The 13,513-nt window shown below is 69.1% G+C and carries 12 protein-coding genes; 9 read left to right on the top strand and 3 right to left on the bottom strand.

What is annotated here, in order from left to right; all coding sequences use genetic code 11:
• From VD972_RS10210 to VD972_RS10195, 4 genes are all read left to right on the top strand, one after another.
• A partial coding sequence (locus VD972_RS10210; RefSeq protein ID WP_324984579.1) for an NAD(P)-binding protein occupies positions 1–1,505 on the top strand: 1,505 nt, incomplete at its 5' end.
• A 97-nt stretch (positions 1,506–1,602) separates the two neighbouring features.
• Positions 1,603–1,794: a 50S ribosomal protein L28 gene (gene rpmB / locus VD972_RS10205; protein WP_324984577.1), complete on the top strand. Its 192-nt coding sequence runs from the start codon at positions 1,603–1,605 to the stop codon at positions 1,792–1,794.
• 17 nt (positions 1,795–1,811) lie between these two features.
• Complete coding sequence (gene murQ / locus VD972_RS10200) at positions 1,812–2,759, top strand: N-acetylmuramic acid 6-phosphate etherase (RefSeq protein WP_324984574.1); 948 nt, start codon at positions 1,812–1,814, stop codon at positions 2,757–2,759.
• A 60-nt stretch (positions 2,760–2,819) separates the two neighbouring features.
• Complete coding sequence (locus tag VD972_RS10195) at positions 2,820–3,449, top strand: tetratricopeptide repeat protein (RefSeq protein WP_324984572.1); 630 nt, start codon at positions 2,820–2,822, stop codon at positions 3,447–3,449.
• Positions 3,450–3,467: 18 nt separating this feature from the next.
• Here VD972_RS10195 and VD972_RS10190 read toward each other — a convergent pair whose 3' ends face one another.
• On the bottom strand, positions 3,468–4,853 hold the full coding sequence (locus VD972_RS10190; protein WP_324984568.1) for a DUF2314 domain-containing protein: 1,386 nt from the start codon (positions 4,851–4,853) through the stop codon (positions 3,468–3,470).
• 124 nt (positions 4,854–4,977) lie between these two features.
• On the opposite strand from VD972_RS10190, the gene VD972_RS10185 reads away from it, so the two are divergent.
• Both VD972_RS10185 and VD972_RS10180 read left to right on the top strand, forming a co-directional pair.
• Positions 4,978–6,132 (top strand): anhydro-N-acetylmuramic acid kinase, encoded by a 1,155-nt coding sequence (locus VD972_RS10185; protein ID WP_324984566.1) that lies wholly within the window; start codon positions 4,978–4,980, stop codon positions 6,130–6,132.
• Positions 6,129–7,295, top strand: a complete 1,167-nt coding sequence (locus VD972_RS10180) for a GTP-binding protein (RefSeq protein WP_324984563.1) — start codon at positions 6,129–6,131, stop codon at positions 7,293–7,295. Before VD972_RS10185 ends, VD972_RS10180 begins: the two co-directional genes overlap by 4 nt.
• A gap of 10 nt (positions 7,296–7,305) precedes the next feature.
• Here VD972_RS10180 and VD972_RS10175 read toward each other — a convergent pair whose 3' ends face one another.
• Entirely contained in the window at positions 7,306–8,394 is a 1,089-nt protein-coding gene (locus tag VD972_RS10175; protein WP_324984560.1) for a DUF4388 domain-containing protein, read from the bottom strand.
• 41 nt (positions 8,395–8,435) lie between these two features.
• On the opposite strand from VD972_RS10175, the gene VD972_RS10170 reads away from it, so the two are divergent.
• Genes VD972_RS10170 through VD972_RS10160 form a run of 3 tightly spaced genes read left to right on the top strand, consistent with a single transcriptional unit; the run spans position 8,436 to position 11,548 of the window.
• Positions 8,436–9,371: a metalloenzyme gene (locus VD972_RS10170; protein WP_324984557.1), complete on the top strand. Its 936-nt coding sequence runs from the start codon at positions 8,436–8,438 to the stop codon at positions 9,369–9,371.
• Positions 9,372–9,405: 34 nt separating this feature from the next.
• Positions 9,406–10,425: a peptidase MA family metallohydrolase gene (locus tag VD972_RS10165; protein ID WP_324984555.1), complete on the top strand. Its 1,020-nt coding sequence runs from the start codon at positions 9,406–9,408 to the stop codon at positions 10,423–10,425.
• Positions 10,352–11,548 carry a GntR family transcriptional regulator gene (locus VD972_RS10160; RefSeq protein WP_324984553.1) on the top strand — a complete coding sequence of 399 codons (1,197 nt, stop codon included), beginning with the start codon at positions 10,352–10,354 and terminating at the stop codon, positions 11,546–11,548. The genes VD972_RS10165 and VD972_RS10160 overlap by 74 nt, the downstream gene beginning before the upstream one ends.
• A 141-nt stretch (positions 11,549–11,689) precedes the next feature.
• Here the strand turns inward: VD972_RS10160 and VD972_RS10155 are convergent, their stop codons facing one another.
• Positions 11,690–13,414 carry a TldD/PmbA family protein gene (locus VD972_RS10155; RefSeq protein ID WP_324984550.1) on the bottom strand — a complete coding sequence of 575 codons (1,725 nt, stop codon included), beginning with the start codon at positions 13,412–13,414 and terminating at the stop codon, positions 11,690–11,692.
• Positions 13,415–13,513: the final 99 nt, after the last annotated feature.

Genomic DNA, 13,513 nt, shown 5'->3' with positions numbered 1-13,513 from the left:
CCCAAGCAGCCAGACTCCAGGTCCCCACGGGTCCCTCCCGGCACGTCTACGACGTGATCGTCCTGGGCAGCCAGATCGGGGGGGCGCTCGCAGCCGCGCTCCTGGCCAAGCGCAGCCACCGCGTCCTGCTCATTGAGCACGACGGCACCGGCACCGGCTACGAGCATGGCGGCTACGTGCTCCCCTATGCCCCCTCCATCGTCCCGGCCCTCAAGACGATGCCTGCCGTGGAGGAGGCCTTCACCGAGCTGGGCCTCACCACCGCCGTCCAGCGCACCCTGCGCCCCCACCTCCCCGAGATGCAGCTCATCCTCCCGCACCACCGGGTGGATCTGCATGCCGACTCGGCTCGCCGCCGCCTCGAGCTGGTGCGCGAGTTCGGCGAGACAGCCGATGGCCTGCTCTCGGCGCTCTCCGCCACCGCCACCCAGCACGAGGCCAGCGATCTCTTCTTCAAGGAGCAGCCGGCCCTCCCCCCCGATGGCTTCTTCGAGGCCTGGGGCCTGAAGAGGAGGATCGGCCAGCACCCCGGCCTGGAGACCCACCCGCGGCTGTCCAACAACACCCCTCCGGGGGCGCTGCTGCGCTCGCTGCTGCCCTTCCTCATCAACCTGGATGAGGCCTCCTCGCCGCTGGCGCTCACCCGGCCGCTGTCCCAGGCGCTCCAGGCGCCCCACCGCTTCCCCGGCGGCACCGAGGGCCTGCGCGAGCTGCTCGTCAAGCGCCTGTCCGAGCTGGGCGGGGATGTGCTCACCCGCGAGAACTCCGAGAGCTTTGTCGTCGAGGAGATCTCCTTCGATGGCGCCCGCTTCGCCGGGGTGAAGCTGGTGCGCTCGGACATCATCTACCGGGCCTCGTGCCTGGTGGCGGCCACGGACTCGGGGGCGCTGCGGCGGCTCGTCACCGATCGCAAGCGGCACCGCAAGCTGCTGGAGCAGCTCGACGTGTCCACCACCAAGTCCATCCTGTTCTCCGTGAACTGGGTGGTGCCCGCGGACGCTCTGCCTCGGGGCATGGGCGAGCTGCTGCTGGTGGACAGCGAGGACGTGGAACTCAAGCCCCTGTTGGTGCAGGTGCACCCGGCTCGCACTCCCGGTGGCAAGGAGGACGAGACGCAGCGCGTGGTCTGCGCCGGGGCCTTCGTGCCCGCCAGCGTGCGCGATCTGGGCGAGGAGCACATGCAGGCCCTGGTCCAGCGCATCGACAAGGTGCTGGACGGGCTCATGCCCTTCACCCGGGAGAAGCGGGTGCTGCGCTCGGCGCCCTACCTGGACGCGGCAGGGGTTCGCGGCAGCCGGCTGATGCCCCACCCCCTCTACTCCTTCGAGGCGGAAGCCTTTCTGGGCGTCACGGGTTTGAAGCAGCGCACGCCGGCGAAGAACCTCCTCCTCGCCGGCCGCGAGGTGCTCCCCGGCCTGGGCCTGGAGGGCGAGTTCCTCGCGGGGATGCGCGCCGCGCGGCTCGTGCAGGAGATGCTCAAGAAGAAGAACCCCCTCAAGGGGTGAGACAGAACGGCTGGATTTTCAGGCGATTTCTGGTAGGTTCCGCCGCTCTTTTCGGGGCAGAGCCTGTAAAGCCCCTGTTTTCAAGGAGTTGGCTGTCATGGCGTGGAAGTGCGACATCTGTGGGAAGCGGCCGCTCGTGGGCAACAACGTCTCCCACGCGAACAACAAGACCAAGCGGCGCACGCTGCCGAACCTCCAGAAGATCCGGGCCAGCGTCGAGGGCCGCACCGAGCGCGTCCTGGCCTGCACCCGCTGCATCAAGGCGGGCAAGGTCACCAAGGCAGCCTGATCGCCGGGCGCTCGAGGGTGGGAAGGCCGCGTTCGACTTCGCTCGCGCTCCCGCCCACCGAGCGGCTTCACCCCCGTGCGGATGATCTGGACCTCCTCTCTGTCGAGGCGATCGTCCGCCGGATGCATCAGGAAGACCTGGCCGCCGTTCGAGCGGTCCGCAGCGCGCTCCCCTCCGTGGCGGAAGCAGCGCGGGCCGTGGCGGACGCGTTGCGGGCCGGTGGCCGGCTGCTCTACGTGGGAGCCGGCACCAGCGGGCGGCTTGGCGTGCTCGATGCCAGTGAGTGCCCGCCCACCTTTGGCACCTCTCCCTCTCGAGTCCAGGCTGTCATCGCTGGGGGCCGCCGGGCGCTGACGCGCGCCGTGGAGGGCGCCGAGGACGACAAGGCCACCGGAGCCGCGGCCGTACGCCGGTTTCGTGCAGGTTCGAGAGACGTGGTGTGCGGCATCTCCGCGAGTGCCTCCACGCCCTATGTGCTCGGAGCGCTGGCCGAGGCACGGCGGCGGGGGGCGCGGACGGTGCTCGTGTGCTGCAACCCTCCCCGGCCTCGCACGCGGGTGGACATCCTGATCCTGGCGCCCACAGGCCCGGAGCTGGTGGCGGGCTCCACGCGGCTCAAGGCGGGCACGGCCACCAAGCTGATCCTCAACGCCCTCACCACGGCGGTCTTCATCTCGCTGGGCAAGGTGTACCGCGGGCGGATGGTGGACGTGCGTCCGGCGAACGCGAAGCTCCAGGCGCGCGCGGTGCGGATGGTGGCGGAGCTGACGGAGCTGAGCCTGGCGGGGGCTCGCCGGCTGCTGAGCGCTGCGGGTGGCTCGGTGAAGGTGGCGCTCGCCATGCACTTCACCGGGCTGGGGCGAGCGGCGGCTCAGAAGCGGCTCCAGCACGCCTCCTTGCGCACCCTGGCGAGGAGGACGTCCGTCCGCTCGAAACGCGACAGTGTGCGTGATCGCGGCGGATGAGGGCTGTGACCTGGGCAAGATCCTGGCGCTCTCACATGCTGAACCCAGGAGTCATCCCTGATGCCGCGCTCGCTCTGTCCATCTCCGCTCACGGTTGGAATCTCTCTGCTCGCCGCGTGGCTCAGCGGCTGTGCCACGGGAACGCAAATTCCTCCCCCATCCCCTCCCGAGCCTGCTCAGGCCCAGGCGGCAAAACCCACTCCGGCGGAGCTCGAGAAGGACTGCGCGGCCGGTGATGTCAAAGACTGCTACCAGCTCGGCGTCGTCTACTGGGAGGGCGTCGGGGTGGAGAAGGACGACAGCCGCGCGGCCCCGCTCTTCGAGAAGGCCTGCGATGCCGATGACCCCCGAGGCTGCACCAACCTGGGCATCCTCTACGTGCAGGGGCACGGAGTCACCCAGGACGAGCGCCACGCCGCCCTGCTCTTCGACAAGGCCTGCACGCTCGGCGCGAGCCGGGGCTGCACCAACCTGGGTGCGCTCTACGCTCAAGGCCGTGGAGTAGAGAAGGACGACGGCCGCGCCGCCAGGATGTTCGGCCAGGGCTGCGAGTCCGGTGAGGTCGGTGCCTGCTTCAACCTCGGCCTCTTCTACGAGAAGGGCCGAGGCGTCCCAGCCGACCCGAAGCGCGCCGCCGAGCTGTTCCAGCAGGCGTGCCAGGGCGGAATGGATCAGGCCTGCGGCCGGTGAGGCCGGCGGGCCGCGAGCTCAGTGCCCCTGGCGGCGCATGAGAATGAGACTGCTCTCGCCTCCCTCCCGGACGCCTCCAGGACTCATGTAGACGTAGTCGACCACCTCGGGCTCGGGGACAGACACCGTCGAGCCCAGGCGCAGCTGGCTCACGTCCTGAGGCTCGTTGGCGAGCGCGCCGCGCCACTTCCCCGCCTCCCACGAGGTGACCTCGAACCACATGAACTCGGTGTTGCCGTCATCGGTGCGGAAGCCTGCCTTGAGCAGCAGCTGCTCAGGTGGCCGCAGCCCTCTGTCCACGCGCGCCCTCAGCTCCACGAGCCGGGCGCGCGCCTTTACCGCCACGGCTTCCAGCTCGGGATCCCCAGGCGCCACGGGGGTGATCGGATCGGGCGCCCGGCCGAACAACGCATCGAGCGCCGCCACCTGCCGGGCTTGCAGCTCTCCGGTGCCGGGAAAGCCCAGCTCCAGCAGGGGGTTGTCCGGATCGCCCTGGTCGCGGCGGGCCTCCAGCGCCTGCAGCTTCACGCGCCGCGGCGCGCCCTTCTGGATCCGCGCCTCGAGCTGGCCCCGGAGCTTGCCGTCCTTCAGCTTCGACAGATCCACGTCCAGCGTCCCATCGGCGCCGAGCACCAGCCCTTCTGCCAACAGCTGGGCCACGCTGTTGACGAGCCGCCCCACCTCGTTCGACAGCGACTGCGGCACCTGCTCCACCACCAGATCGGGCAGCCCGAGCTTCGCCATGCCCAGGCTGACGAGGCGCAAGGTCTCCCCCTCCCGGTAGACGTGCATGACGATGTGCGCCGGGACGAAGGGCGGCCCCCCCCTCCACCCCTCCAGCCGGTCCTCGCTCCAGCTCCGGGGCGAGAAGTACTCCCGCGTCTCCGAGTCCCACAGGAGGGCGCCATGCTCGGACGCGAGCTGATGGGCAAAGCGCGTAGCGAGCAGGAGGGCCTCATGACGCTGCTCGAAGGGCACGCGGAACGACAGCACCGTGGCCTGCCGCGCCTTCAGGAGGTTCTTGCGCTCCTCGGGCCCCAGGCTCCGGGCGATGTAGGGCAGCAGATCCTCGTCGATGGGATCCAGATCCTCATGGCGGGCGGGCTCCACGATGGCCTCGGGCCGCGGCTTTCCAGGCACCTGAGGGAGGTTCAGCTGCGGGTACTTCGCCGCCAACAGCTTGCGCGCGCTGGCGACCAGGCCCTCCGGGGGCGGGCTGGGGTGGAACAGCAGCACCGTCCAGAGGATCTCCGGGGAGCGGAGCTGCGCCCGCGGGAAGGTCCGCGCCGCGGGCTTGGGGGGCTGCGCCGCCGCCTTGTCTTTATCCGCGTACGCGAGGGGAGCCAGGGCCAGCCACAGGAGGGAGAAAAGCCAACGTGCCGCAGGAGCGCGTGTCAGAGGCATGGAGGCATTATGGACTGGAAGCGCGCTCCCGCCCCCCAGGAACCTCGGCAGGCAGCCCGCCCCCTCTTCCGGATCCGCTCGCTCTTTCCGCCCCGCCGTGGGTCCGGCAGCTTAGACTCTGGACATGCGCTCTCCTCTCTCCGCCTCTGATCCGAGCCGCGCCCGCCTCTGCGTGGGGTTGATCTCCGGCACGAGCGTGGACGCGGTGGAGGCGGTGCTCTGCAAGATCCAGGGCACAGGCCCTTCTCTGGAGCTGAAGCTGCTGGCCCACGTCTCCCGCCCCTTCCCGCCGGAGTTCATCCAGCGGGTGCTCGGGGCGCATGACGCGCGCTCGCTGTGCGAGCTCAACTTCGAGCTGGGCGAGCGCTTCGCCGAGGCGGCCCAGGCCGTCATCACCCGCGCGGGCCTGCGCACGGGGGACGTGGACATCATCGGCTCGCACGGGCAGACGGTGGCGCACCTGCCCTCGAGCCTCTCCACCACCCCCTCCACCCTGCAGCTCGGCGAGCCCTCCGTCATCGCCGAGCGCATGGGCCTCCCCGTGGTGAGTGACTTCCGTACACGGGACATGGCGGCGGGAGGCCAGGGGGCGCCGCTGGTGCCCTACTTTGACTGGGCGGTGTTCCGGAAGGCGGGGGTGGTGCGCGCGTTCCAGAACATCGGCGGCATTGCCAACGTGAGCGTGGTGGGCGAGCGGCTGGACGACGTGCTCGCCTTTGACACGGGGCCGGGCAACATGGTGCTGGACGGGCTGGCCAGGAGGATGACGGGGGGCAAGCTCCAGTGCGATCTGGACGGGCAGCTGTCGCGCCAGGGCACTGTCATCCCCGAGCTGCTGGCGAATCTGTTGACGCACCCGTTCTTCGCCCTGCCCCCGCCGCGCAGCGCCGGGCGCGAGGGGTTTGGCGAGGCGCTCGTGTCCTTCTTCTGGGAGCAGCACCCGGAGCGGCCGGCGGATCTCATGGCCACAGCGCTGGCTTTCACGGTGGAAGCCACGGCTCGGGCCTACGAGGCCTACGTTTTCCCCCGTTTCAAGTCCTTGGAGGCGGTGTACGTCTCTGGAGGGGGAAGCCGGAACCCTGCGCTGATGGAGCGGTTCACGAGGCGGCTGGCCCCTCTGCCGGTGAGGACTTTGGACGCACTGGGGTTCCCGGAGGGGGCGAAGGAGGCCGCCTGCTTTGCCCTGTTGGCGGCCGAGCACCTGGTGGGGACTCCTGCGAATGTGCCGTCGGCAACTGGCGCGAGACGCCGAGTCGTTCTAGGTAAGCTCACACCGTGAGCAGCGTGAACCTGTTGGCCCGCGAAGTGGCCGCGAAAATCGTATTCTACGGACCGGGCCTGTCGGGGAAGACCACGACCCTGCGGAAGATCTACGAGACGGTCCGGCCGGCCCACCGCGGCGAGATGATGTCCATCGCCACCGAGGGAGATCGCACCCTCTTCTTCGACTTCCTGCCGGTGAAGGTGGAGCGGGTGAATGACTGCTCGGTGCGGCTGGCGCTGTACACCGTGCCGGGGCAGGTCTTCTACAACGCCACGCGCAAGCTGGTGCTGCAGGGGGCGGACGGGGTGGTGTTCGTGGCGGACTCGCAGCCGGAGGCGCTGGACTCCAACCGCGAGTCGCTGCAGAACCTGGAGGAGAACCTGCTGGAGCAGGGCATCCGGCTGGACCGCTTCCCGCTGGTGATGCAGTGGAACAAGCGGGACATCGAGAACGTGCTGCCGGTGGAGCAGCTGCGGGCGACGCTGAATGCGCGCGGTGCCCCCGAGTTCGAGACGTCAGCGACCAGCGGCCGGGGCGTGCTGGATGCGCTCAAGGCGATCACGCGGCTGGTGATCAAGGATCTGCGAGCCAAGCGGATCGTGCCTCCGCCGCGCCCCACACCAAGCCCGGTGTCACCAGGGGCGGGGCTGGAGGCACAGCTAAGCCAGCACCTGCCGACGCGCCCGTCCCAGACGATGCAGGCGGTGCAGCCGCCGGCGATGACGCCTCGGCAGCACCCTTCCTCCATGACGGTCACGGCAGTGAACACGGCTCCAGCGGGGGCCCCAGCGTCTCGCATGGAGGTGACACCGACCTCCTCGTCGATGGCCGTTCCTCGAACGGCGGGACAGCGTGCGCTGGGTCCTGCGACGGCTCTGGCTCCAGGGGAGCTGTTCGATCACGCCCGGGCCGCCGAGGCAGCCTTCACCAGCGGACAGTATGGCGCGTGCATCACGGCCTGCATGGACGCGGTCCGGCGGGCGCTCGCGTTGGCGGGAGAGGGCTCGATGGCGCAGCAGGGCTTCCTGCTGCGAGTGGATGGAACGGATCTGCTGCGGCTCCAGGGGCTGTCGAACAGGGTGGACACTGCGCGGGTGGATGACGCGGCGTTCGCGCTCTACTTCGTGATGCAGGTCTTCACCCGGCTGAACACGGCAGGCCTGCCCGAGACGGCGTAGCCCTCACTTCTCAGCGCAGCGGCATGGTGAGCTGGACCAGGCCCATGCGCACCAGCTTCGCCAGCGTGCGCAGGGTGTCCAGCTCGCGCGCGGGCACCGCCAGCACCAGCGTGGACACGTCCCAGCCTCCGTTGACCAGGCCTGCGATCTGCCGCTCCTCGGGCTTGAGCAGCGACATGCCTTCGGGATCGTGCACCGGCACCGGCACCGCTACCGGGGGCAGCTCCCCGTAGAGCGCCGCCACGTGCTCGCGCTGCACCATGCGGGCGAACTCGCGCACGCGGCGGTCCGCCGGATCACTGGCCAGCAGCGAGGCACAGATGATGCCCGCCGAGTCGTACTGCCCCTCGCGCACCAGCACCTGGCCCTTCTCCAGCATCTCCGCCACCGGATCCGCCTCCACCTGCGGCGCCCCCTCCACCTCCACCAGCTTCAGGCGCAGCAGATCGAACACGCGGCGCGTCACCGCCGAGCGCGACATCCCCATGGAGAGCCGCAGCCGGCCCAGGTTCTGCGGGCTGGTGCAGAGCGTGAGGATCACCCGGTGCAACAGCGGCTGGCTCGGGCTGGGCTGTGCCACGGCCCGCACGCTCATCGCGTCGATGGGCAGCGCCTGCTCCACGTCTCCATGCTCATCCACCCAGCGCAGGGACTCAAAGAGCAGCTCGCGGATGCTCATCTCCGAGGGCACCCAGTCCTCGCCCGTGCGGTCCGCGTCCTCCGTCCAGTGGAAGGTACCGCGCCCGGCGATCGTGAGGTCCATCATCGAGCTGAAGAGCTCCTCGCGCCCCATCTCGCGCACCATCCGCACGTCCACGCCGTGGGTGGCGAAGGCCTGCTCCACATCCGGGGTGCGCTGCAGCTCCTCGAAGGACGCGAGCACCCGGCTGCCCGGGCACAGCTTCGCCAGCTCCAGCAGCCGGGCGACGCGCTCGCGCAGCCCTCGGCTGGCGGTAGCGACCACCTGGCCGGAGAGGACGAAGATCTTGCGCTCCCCTGCCTCCCACGAGAGCTGCAACGTCCCCGTCTTCCGGGAGCCGTCGAGCCACTGAAGGAGTTCTGGGAGCGGATAGCTGAAGAGGTCGCCGTGGAGGGCCATGGGTGACGGATTCCCGAAATTCAAGGATACAGTCAGAGGCCGTGCGCGTCGCGCTCCTGTTCATCGATGGTGTGGGTGTAGGCCGAAAGGACCCGGCGGTGAACCCGCTCGCCGGGAGGACCCACCTGCTCTCCCAGTTCGGGGACGCGCCCGGGACGACGCTGCCCGAGGGGGGGCGGTGTATCCCTGTGGACACCACCTTCGGCGTCGAAGGCCGCCCCCAGTCGGCGTCCAACCAGACGGCCATCCTCACCGGAGAGCCCGCCCCTGCCCTCATCCGCCGCCACGTACTGGGCTACCCGAACCCACCCCTGCGGGGGCTCCTGGCAGAGCGCTCGCTCGTCAAGCGGCTGGTAGCCTCCGGGCGCACCGCCACCTTCGCCAACAGCTACCCCGCCCCGTACCTGGACGCCCTGAAGCTGCGTCGGCGGGCCTCCACCACGCCCCCGGAGTTCACCTTCTCGCCTGCGCTCATCAAGCGGCTGAGGCCCTCGGCCTCTACGCTGGCCTTCTCCGCAGGAGAGGTACCGCTGCGCACCCTGGATGACGCTCGTGCGGGGGACGGGCTCACGCATGACATCACAGGCAGCCATGCGCACCGCCGGGGACTGTTCGTCCCTCAGCGCACACCGGAGGAGGCGGCGCAGATCTTCTGGCGGGTGGCCGAGGGCGTGGACTTCACCTTCTTCGAGCACTACCTGGCGGACGAGGCCGGGCATGCGCGGGACTTCGATGCAGCGTTCGCGGCCCTGGACACCTTCGATGCCTTCGCCCGAGCGGTAGTGGCGACCCAGCCGTCGGATGCGCGGGTGCTGATCTGCAGCGATCACGGGAACGTGGAGGATCTCTCCACCCGGAGCCACACCCTGAATCCCGTGCCCGTGCTCTACTTCGGTCCGCCGGCCCCCGAGGTGGAGGCGCTGGCCACCGTGGCGGACGTGGGCCGCACGGTGCTGCGCTGGCTGGACGTGGAATGAGGTGCGCGTGACGGTGGGCAGGAGCCACAGGGGAATGGTGCCTGGCGTGGTGCTCGCCCTGCTCTTGGGAGCTGGGTGCCTGGGGCCTCGCGCTGCGTTGAGGGTGGAGGTGCTCCCCGTCGAGACGGAGGTAGGAACCTTCCGCATCGAGTATCCGCCATACAAGGAAGCGGGGGCGAGAATGGTCCGGACCGCCCTCGAGAACGCCGGGCCTCGGCTCGCGCGATGGGGGAAGCTCCAAACCCCCGTGACAGTGCGCCTCCACCCCGATCACGCGTCCCTGGAGCGAGCCGCGAGGCGCTCTGGCTATGACTGGCTGCGGGCGTGGGCCCGCTACGACGTCGTGGATGTGCAGGCCCCGGACACCTGGCGTCCGGTGAGCGCCACGCAGCAGGACTTGAACGAGAACATCCTCCACGAGCTGACGCACACCGTGATGTACCAGGTGGCGGCGGACCAGGGAGGCTGGCGGCAGAAGAAGATCCCCGCGTGGTTCCGCGAGGGCATGGCCTCATACACGGCGGAGCAGGCGTACCGCTGGCCCACCCTGGAGGCCCTCGCACGGACGCTGGAGGACAACCCTACGTGGGAGCCCCTGCTGCGCCCGGAGCCGCTCTACGCCGAGCAGATGCCGGTGGCCTACGGCGCCGCCCACCACGCCTTCACGTTCCTGGTGAACCGCTACGGGCAGGATACGGTGCGCGCGCTGCTGACGGAGATGAGCCGCGGCCCGGACTTCCCAGTGGCCTTCACGGCGACAGTGGGACTGCCGCCCGAGACCTTCCTCCGGGACTTCGCGCGCTATCTCCGCCTCCGAGGCTTCAAGGGCGGGCGCATGTTACGTCCCACCGACCCTCAAGGCCCGTCAGAGCCACCAGAGCCACAGGACTCCTCTCAAGAGAGCTCCGCTCCCCCGCCCCTTCGGATGTCAGACCCAACAGGTGTGATGGCACGCACCTGCAACGAGGAGGGTGGCGGACATGGAACGGATGGGGCTCGTCTCGCGCGTCGCGGAGGAACTCGAGCGAGTGATCTCGCAGGGCTTGCTGCCTGAGGGTGGACTTCTCCCCTCGGAGCAGACCTTGGCGCGGCGCTACGGTGTCTCGCGACCCACCGTGCGAGAAGCATTGCTGCGGCTGGCCGTGCGCGGACTGGTAGTCCAACACCCCGGGCGCAGGAGCCGCGCGGTGGCGATGGATGAGGCGGTGACGCTGGAGAACCTGGGCGTGGCACTGCGTGGAGAGGGCCCTGCACACCCGGAGAGGCGACGGCTGCTGGAGGGCTACCTCGCGCTCAAACGAGAAATGACCGTCGAGCTGCTGGCCACCTGCTGCGAGCAGGCCTCCGAGACGGAGTTGGAACGGCTCGAGGATGCCTGCTTCGCACTGAGGGATGCGGCACGCTGGGAGGAGGACAGCAGGCGTTGGGCGGAGTTGGAGTTCGAGCTGCTACGGCTTGCGGCACACGTGGCCGCCCGTCCTGGGCACTTGCTGCTCATTCACTCGCTGGAGCGGTCCTTCTGGGGAATGGCCGGACGGCTCCTGCCCTCTCTGAACCGCGAAGCCTTCCTTCATTGGTCAGTGTGCGCGCTTGCCGCCCTTTCTGAGAGGGACGCGCAGGCACTGAAACGAGAGCTGCCGGCACTGCTCCAAGCAGGTGATGAGCACCTGCTCGGTAACGTGGCGCCTGCCCGCAAGGCAGATGTTACGCCCGAGTCCTCCCACCTCTCGAAGGAGCCGCTCCATCGGCGGACCTCGAAGTCTGAGCCCGCCAGGGACGAGCTGTCGAACACGGTCTGCCCCGACCCATCTCCAGGTCCTACCCATTCGTGGCAGGCACCGTCGGCAGAGGGGCCGCCCGGCGACCTCACCCGAGGGGAGCTGCCGGACGCGACCTTTCCCAACCTGTCAGGCTGTCATACAGGTTCGAGCCAGGTGCGGCCGACAGGGAGCGCCCCACCCGAGCCTGCGTCCACCGCCTTGGGTGATTCTTCAAACCCAACGACTCTCGAAACGGGTGGCCCTCCAGGCTCTGAAGAGGCACGGAGCGCACACATGGGGTCACCCGAGCGATGGACTCTTGCGCCACCGCCTGATGGATCTGGGGCTGCTCCCCATGATCCTGCGATGAGAGACTCTCCCCTTGCATGGCTCGGGCTCCGCTTCGAGGACACCTGATCCAACCAGCTGCCGCAGGTCGCAGGGCCCTCGGCTCAGAGTGGGCTCCTCGTCAGCGGCCAAGTCCAGGCTTCCTTCCCATGCTTCCGCAAGGGGTCTACGTCGCCTCGCCTGGTTGCAGGCATGCAGAGGCGCCGCGAACTACCTTTTTGCGTCGGGCTGCGAGGCGGCTGCGGGGCTGGTGAGGATGGGCGGGCGGTCCTTGCCCTCCATCGTGCGCTGGAGCTCGATCTCCTGAAGCAGCATCGCGGGCGCCACGGTGGACACAGGCACCATGCCGCTCTCCGCTCCGCAGAAGCCGTTGAAGACGCCCTGCCTCCGGCCCGAGGCCAGGACGCGGTTCACCGCGGACAGCGGTGTGCCGACAATCTCCACCCCTCGCACCAACGTCTCCTTCCCGTCCCGCACGTCCACCCGGTACACCATCCGCGGCACGCCCTTGAATGCCTGGTAGCCGTAGGTGGAGGTGTTGGTGTTGCCCCCGGTGATGTCGCGGATGATGAGCCCGTAGGGCTTGCCCTGCCGCTTCGCCTCCGCGATCAGCTGCTTCTTCAGCTCCTCGTCGCTCACCTGCTTCGAGGACTCCACGAGCAGGTTCGCCATGCGCGCCACGGGCCGCTGGGGACCCTGGCTCCGGCCGTGTCCGTTGGACTGCAGAAAGCCCTCCACCGGCTGGCGGGACAGCAGGTAGTTGCGCAGCACGCCCTTCTCCACCAGCGCCACCCGCTGCGCCTTCACGCCCTCCTCGTCGTAGAGGTAGTACCCGTTAAGCCGCTCCCCGTTCAGCTCGCGGACTGTCGGGTCGTCGTGGATGGAGAGGAAGGCCGGCAGGATCTGCTTGCCCTCCTGCCCACGGAACGTCTTGCCCTCTCTATCATCGTCCTGCCGGTGCCCCTCGAGCCGGTGCCCCAGGACTTCGTGGAAGAGCACACCCGAGGCCTCCGGCGCGAGGATGGCCGGTCCCGTGTAGGGATCGATTGCCGGTGCCTTGCGCAGCTCCAGCAGCTCCGCGATGACCTTGTCCGTGGCCTCGAGCAGCGTCTTCTCGTCGGGCAGCCCCGCCTCGGTGGGCGAGTAGTAGTTGCGCGAGTCGTCCAGGAGCTGTCCGTCCTCCGCACGGGTCACCGCGGTGATGTGCAGTCCATAGAGCGTCTCCTCCGTGACGATGCGGCTGCCCTCCGTGGAGACGAAGAGGCGCATGACCTTGTCTGCCGTGATGCGCACATCCGAATCGAAGAGCTCCGGGTGGCGGTTGAAGCGAGCGGACAGTGTCCGAGCCACCTTCCGCCAGCGCTCCCGATCGAATGGGTACGCCACGGGAGGCTGCGCGTAGGCGTTGGGCTTCTCCTTGGAGAAGGACGGCGGGCGCTTCGGATCTTCCACCGTGTAGACGTTCTCGCCCTTCTTCTTGAGGAACTGGGCGAGCGCGGACTTGTACCGCTCGTCCGTCAGCAGCCACAGCGCGGTGCGCAGCGCCACCGGCGAGTCATCAATGGGACCATCCGGACGCGCGAAGTAGCTGGTCCCCTTGGTGGAGACGAGGAAGTCCAGCTCCTCTGGCACCGAGCTGTCGAACTCGTAGGAGCCCACCCGCACATCTACGGACAGCCGGCGATCGTGGGAGGTGCCGTCCGTGAAGAGCGCTCCATAGCGCGCGCCAATGACGTATTGGTCGTAGTCCTTGAGCTGGTAGCTCATGAAGTACGGCGGCTCATGCCCCTTGAGCTGGAGCTGCTGGTGGTTGCGGGTCAGCTCGGCCACCATGGCGTCGAGCAGTTCTTGGCGCGGATCGGCCGGGGGCGCGGCGGCGGACAGGAAGGCGGAGACGGCCAGCAGGGGGAGAACGGGCGAGAGAGGAAGTCGCACGGCCCCACTGTACCCGAGCCCTCCCGCAATGCATCGAAGGTCCTCACCCCCCCGGTCAAGAGCGGTGAGGACCCTCGGTTGGGAGGCACTCGAGCCTTG

Source organism: Hyalangium sp., assembly GCF_035629615.1.
Classification (GTDB): domain Bacteria; phylum Myxococcota; class Myxococcia; order Myxococcales; family Myxococcaceae; genus Hyalangium.
The sequence above is the reverse complement of the archived record's forward strand: the minus strand, read 5'-3'. Positions and strand labels throughout refer to the sequence as shown.

Bases quoted from the DNA above. Each gene is read 5' to 3' on its own strand.
- rpmB (WP_324984577.1), top strand. From the start codon at position 1,603: ATGGCGTGGAAGTGCGACATCTGTGGGAAGCGGCCGCTCGTGGGCAAC.
- VD972_RS10195 (WP_324984572.1), top strand. From the start codon at position 2,820: ATGCCGCGCTCGCTCTGTCCATCTCCGCTCACGGTTGGAATCTCTCTG.
- VD972_RS10190 (WP_324984568.1), bottom strand. From the start codon at position 4,853: ATGCCTCTGACACGCGCTCCTGCGGCACGTTGGCTTTTCTCCCTCCTG.
- VD972_RS10185 (WP_324984566.1), top strand. From the start codon at position 4,978: ATGCGCTCTCCTCTCTCCGCCTCTGATCCGAGCCGCGCCCGCCTCTGC.
- VD972_RS10175 (WP_324984560.1), bottom strand. From the start codon at position 8,394: ATGGCCCTCCACGGCGACCTCTTCAGCTATCCGCTCCCAGAACTCCTT.
- VD972_RS10165 (WP_324984555.1), top strand. From the start codon at position 9,406: ATGGTGCCTGGCGTGGTGCTCGCCCTGCTCTTGGGAGCTGGGTGCCTG.
- VD972_RS10160 (WP_324984553.1), top strand. From the start codon at position 10,352: ATGGAACGGATGGGGCTCGTCTCGCGCGTCGCGGAGGAACTCGAGCGA.